Genomic DNA, 3,580 nt, shown 5'->3' with positions numbered 1-3,580 from the left:
GGACACTTAACGAGAAAGTGGGATCCAAAAATGGCTCCATACATTTTCATGGAGAAAAATGGTATCCATGTAATTGATTTAAACAAAACTATTGAGTGCCTCGACAAAGCATCTTTTGCACTTAAGAACATAGTAAGATCAGGAAGAAAGGTATTATTCGTAGCTACTAAGAAGCAAGCACAAGATGTTGTGACTGAAGAAGCTAAGCGTTTAAACATGCCATTCGTTACTGACAGGTGGTTAGGTGGTATGCTTACCAACTTCGCTACAATCAGAAAATCATTGAAGAAAATGTCTTCTATTGATAAGCTGATGAAAGACGAAGCTTACCTTAACCTTGCAAAGAGAGAAAGATTAATGATCTCTCGTGAAAAGGAAAAATTAGAAAGAGTATTAGGTGGTATTTCTGACCTTAACAGACTTCCAGCTGCATTATTTGTGATCGATGTTAAGAGAGAGCACATTGCAGTAAAAGAGGCTCAGAAGTTAAATATCCCTGTATTTGCTATGGTAGATACAAACTCTGATCCAACAGGTGTTGATTTCCCAGTTCCTGCAAATGATGATGCTTTCAAATCTATATCTCTTATCACAAGCCAGATTGGTAAAGTGATAGAAGAAGCCTTAATGGAGAGAAAGAAAGACAAAGAAGAAGCTAACCTTAAGAAAGAAGAGGAAGCTAAGAAGAAGGCAGACGAAAAAGAGACTATAGAAGAGTCTAAATAGATAATATAGTTATTTGATATAACACAAAGAATTGAACATCGTCCCTAAAGCAATTGGGAAGGTGTTCAATTTTTGATTAAAGACAATAATCTTAACAATAATAAAAAAGTACTACTATGGCTATTTCAGCGAAAGACGTAAATAAGCTTAGACAAATGACCGGTGCAGGTATGATGGACTGCAAAAAAGCTTTAACTGAAGCTAACGGAGATTTTGATGCAGCAATTGACTTGCTAAGAAAGAAAGGACAGAAAGTATCAGCTTCCAGAGCAGATAGAGAAGCTACTGAAGGTTCTGTATTTGTAAAAACAAATGATGACAATACAGAAGGAGTACTTATAGCACTTAACTGTGAAACTGACTTTGTTGGTAAAAACGAAGAATTCCAAAATCTTGGAAATGCTATCTTAAAAGTTGCTTTCGAAAGCAACGCTTCTTCAATTGAAGAATTAAAAGCTCAAAAAATCGATAGCTTAACTATCGAAGAAAAAATAACGGAATTCGTTGGTAAAATCGGTGAGAAAATCGAAATCAGTGAGTTTGTAAGATTATCTGGAGAGGCTGTTGTGCCATATATCCACGCTGGAAGCAAGCTAGGTGTACTAGTAGCGCTTAAAGGTGTAAACGGTGCTAATGTAGAAGATGCTGGTAGAGACGTAGGAATGCAAATTGCTGCTATGAACCCGGTTGCTGTTGATAAAGACGGTGTTGATGAGTCTACAGTGCAGAAAGAAATCGAAATTGGTAAAGAGCAGGCATTAGCTGAAGGAAAGCCAGAAAATATAGTTGAGAAAATTGCTCAGGGTAAACTACAAAAGTTCTTCAAGGAGAATACTTTACTTAATCAGCAATTTGTAAAAGATAGCTCTCAAACTGTACAGGCGTACCTTGATGGTGTAACTAAAGGTCTTACAGTTACAGAATTCAAAAGAGTGGCAATTGGTTAATTCCAGTTATCTATAAAATATAAAAGGGGCTTAGGCCCCTTTTTTTGTGTCTTTACTTGAGAAGGCTTTGCTAAAAGCATCTTTAATTTCCCTACCTGCTTTCTCAAATCCTTTATCCAGCTCATCCCATCTACCTTTATTTTTCTCTCTAAACTCGCCAAATTCCTTCTTCAAAGATTCCTTGTTGCGTTTCAATTCTTCAAAGCGATCAGCGTAATCTTCTTTTGCTTTATCAGTGGCCTGGTCCAGGTCTTTCAGCAATTGGTCAATTTTTTTACCAAATTGCTTAAACATTCGTTCGGCTTGTCCTTCTGGTGGTCGTCCCATTGTGTTGTAAAATGATGATTAAACTTTTACTGTAATTACGACTTTATTATACTAAAGTTATAAATACATAATTTTTAAAAAGTTAGCTTAATAGAACAAAATAACATAATACATACATAACTAATATGTCTCAAAATCAAGATCCTATGGCTCAGATCGCTGAGCTTATCGAAAATAAATCAAATATCAAGCAGCATACCTACAGGCAGCTTTGTGAAACATTTAAGCAGTTAAAACAAGAAGCCAAATCTGTAGTCGAAAGAATTAACGCTCAGATTAAGAATAAGGATAAGGATATAAGTGTCAAAGTCATCAATGTCAATGATCGAGAGTTTCATGTAAAAATGGCCGGAGATCTTTTGGTATTTCTTATGCACACCAATATTGTCACTTTAGATGAGAAGCATGGGTTCAATAAGAGTGATTATGTGGCAGAAAACCCTATAAGAAAATACCTGGGGCAGATAAATATTTATAATTTCATGGCCGACTCGGTTACATACAATCGACTAAACGACCCTGGCTATTTAGTGGCTAGATTTTCATTGAATTTTGAGAAACGCTTTTTGGTAGAAGGAAAAAGACGGCTAAATTTCATGTTTGATACAGTGTCTGGTGCACCTGTAACAAACACCGATTTGAGCATCATTATTCAACTTGCATTAGCTCAGACAATTGAGACAGACCTGGTCACCAGGCCTTTCCCGGAGATACAAAGAATTACACTAAATGAAAAGGTTATGCGTACGCAGGCCATGGGCGGGGGCTATAAAATAGGGTTTCAAATGAATGAAAATCAAAAAGTAGAATAACGGGGCTGAATATTGATTAAAGCTTCTTTATAGTACTCTTAATAAGTTATATTTGCTTACTTAAAAATATGTTGAAAAACATTTTAATCATATTACTGGTTGGTTGTTTTGCATTAAGTTGTGCTTCAACCAATAAAAACAAAAGGGCTGGTCAGCTAAAAAAAGGTAAGGCCATTCCTTGTCCACAAAAAGATTGCTAGCGGAATGAAAAAAATTGTCATAGCTATAGATGGGTACTCGGCATGCGGGAAAAGTTCAACAGCTAAGGCATTAGCAAAAATACTGGGTTACACTTATATAGATACCGGGGCCATGTACAGGGCTGTCACGCTCTACTTTCACAATCACCATATAAGGTTAACCAATGACCGAGAGGTAGAAAAGGCCCTTGATAACATCGATATAGACTTTGTGCTGAATGAAAAGACAGGTGAGTCAGATACTTTTCTCAATAACCTCAATGTTGAGAATGAAATAAGGAAAATGTATGTCTCAGATCGTGTAAGTGAAGTAAGTAGTATAAAGCAAGTGAGGGATGCAATGGTTGCTCAACAGAGAAAACTGGGTAAGAAGAAAGGTGTGGTGATGGACGGTCGTGATATTGGTACTGTTGTTTTTCCAGACGCAGAGCTTAAGATTTTTATGCAGGCTGATATTTATGTAAGAGCTGGCAGAAGACAGGAAGAGTTATTGGAAAAGAAACAGCTGGTAGATTTAAATGAAATTATTCAGAATCTGCAAAAAAGAGACCATCTGGATACTACCCGT

The 3,580-nt window shown here is 36.5% G+C and carries 5 protein-coding genes; 4 read left to right on the top strand and 1 reads right to left on the bottom strand.

All coding sequences use genetic code 11. The annotated features are described in order from the left end of the window. Both rpsB and tsf read left to right on the top strand, forming a co-directional pair. Nucleotides 1–726 (top strand): 30S ribosomal protein S2 (gene rpsB, locus E1176_RS04050; RefSeq protein ID WP_155209291.1); only part of this gene is annotated, 726 nt, incomplete at its 5' end. Between the two features lie 116 nt (nucleotides 727–842). Next, nucleotides 843–1,673: a translation elongation factor Ts gene (gene tsf / locus E1176_RS04045; protein WP_155209290.1), complete on the top strand. Its 831-nt coding sequence runs from the start codon at nucleotides 843–845 to the stop codon at nucleotides 1,671–1,673. Between the two features lie 30 nt (nucleotides 1,674–1,703). Here tsf and E1176_RS04040 read toward each other — a convergent pair whose 3' ends face one another. After that, nucleotides 1,704–2,000: a sll1863 family stress response protein gene (locus E1176_RS04040; protein WP_155209289.1), complete on the bottom strand. Its 297-nt coding sequence runs from the start codon at nucleotides 1,998–2,000 to the stop codon at nucleotides 1,704–1,706. 125 nt (nucleotides 2,001–2,125) lie between these two features. Between E1176_RS04040 and E1176_RS04035 the strand changes: the two genes are divergently transcribed. After that, nucleotides 2,126–2,812, top strand: coding sequence for a hypothetical protein (locus E1176_RS04035; protein WP_155209288.1), 687 nt, complete (start codon nucleotides 2,126–2,128; stop codon nucleotides 2,810–2,812). Between the two features lie 204 nt (nucleotides 2,813–3,016). Beyond that, on the top strand, nucleotides 3,017–3,580 hold a 564-nt coding region (gene cmk, locus E1176_RS04030; RefSeq protein ID WP_155209287.1), incomplete at its 3' end, for a (d)CMP kinase.

It is taken from the genome of Fulvivirga aurantia, assembly GCF_009711475.1.
Taxonomy (GTDB): domain Bacteria; phylum Bacteroidota; class Bacteroidia; order Cytophagales; family Cyclobacteriaceae; genus Fulvivirga; species Fulvivirga aurantia.
This window is presented reverse-complemented; position numbering and strand designations above follow the sequence as displayed.